Annotated in this window: 1 protein-coding gene; it reads left to right on the top strand. The window is 41.4% G+C overall.

What is annotated here, in order from left to right; translation table 11 throughout:
• Window positions 1–48: 48 nt before the first annotated feature.
• Window positions 49–1,220 (top strand): IS3 family transposase gene (locus QTO06_RS25265; protein WP_331410335.1). Its coding sequence is split into 2 segments (ribosomal slippage): window positions 49–331 and window positions 331–1,220, totalling 1,173 coding nucleotides; the frame shifts between segments, so codons are not numbered across the junction.
• Window positions 1,221–1,253 lie beyond the last annotated feature (33 nt).

Here is a 1,253-nt window from a genome sequence, read left to right on the forward strand (position 1 = left end):
TGATATGACCCCAATAAAGTAGACACTCAATATTGGAATTTGAGTGCGATGAAAGTAAAAACTGTCCGAAAACATTCAGAAGGTTTCAAGAAACAAGCTGTACAGCAATCTTTAGATTCTCCTGATACCGTAAAATCAGTGGCGAAGTCGTTAGGTATTTCCCCGAGTTTACTGTCGAAATGGAGGGCTGAAATGACCTCTCAAAAACATACATCACCTACTCTTCCCAACGTGGGACCAGAAAAATCCGTACTCCAACTAGAAAAAGAAATTCGAAGGTTGAAAAAGCGTCTGGAAATGGCTGAGATGGAGAACGAATTCTTAAAGGAAGAGAAAGCTTACTTCAACAGCCTAAAAGAATAAGATTTGAATACATTCTAAAATACACGAGTGTCAGGCGACCAGTAGTAAGGCTGTGCCAATGGCTAGGTGTTTCTCCAGCTGGCTACTATAAGTGGCTCCATCGAAAGCCAAGTGAACGCGAACAAAGAAACGAAAGTTTGCTCGACTTTTTAAAAAAGGAAAGTGATAGGCAGCATTGTATCCCCGGCTATCGAAAGTTGTGGGAAGCTGCGGTTGCTTTCGGTTTTATTTGCAATAAGAAGCGAGTTCAACGGCTATTACAGTTAGTAGGTTATCGTTCTAAAGCGAGTAAAAAGCGCCATGGTCGAGCTCCTAGACAGAAAACACTGATGCCTGCGTACAATCTTCTTAATCGCCAATTTGACGTGAGTAAACCAAATCAAGTTTGGGCTTCTGATATAACTCAAGTTCGATGTAAGGAAGGTTGGAACTACCTTTGTGTTATATTGGATTTGTATTCGAGGAAGGTGGTGGGGTGGTCTATAAGTCGCATAAACAATGCTTATTTAGTGCTAAAAGCCTTGAACAAAGCATGGAAGAGTCGTCTACCGGATGGAAGGGAGTTAATGTTTCACTCGGATCAAGGTGTTCAATATCGAGCGATAGAAACCTTACGATGGCTCAGGAAAAAGGCGATTACCGTGAGTATGTCACGTAAAGGAAACTGTTGGGATAACGCTTGTTCAGAAAGTTTCTTTGCTCAATACAAAAAAGAGTGGATTAGCAATTTAGGAGAGATATCTCGTCAGGAAATGACAATGCAAAGCCGACTTTATATCGATACATATTACAATCCGGTAAGAAGACATGGGACTCTAGGTGGAGTGAGCCCCATAGACTTTGAGCTAATGAATTAACCCCCTGTGTCTACTTTTAAGGGGTCATTCCAC

Source organism: Vibrio sp. M260121 (assembly GCF_036533715.1).
GTDB lineage: Bacteria > Pseudomonadota > Gammaproteobacteria > Enterobacterales > Vibrionaceae > Vibrio.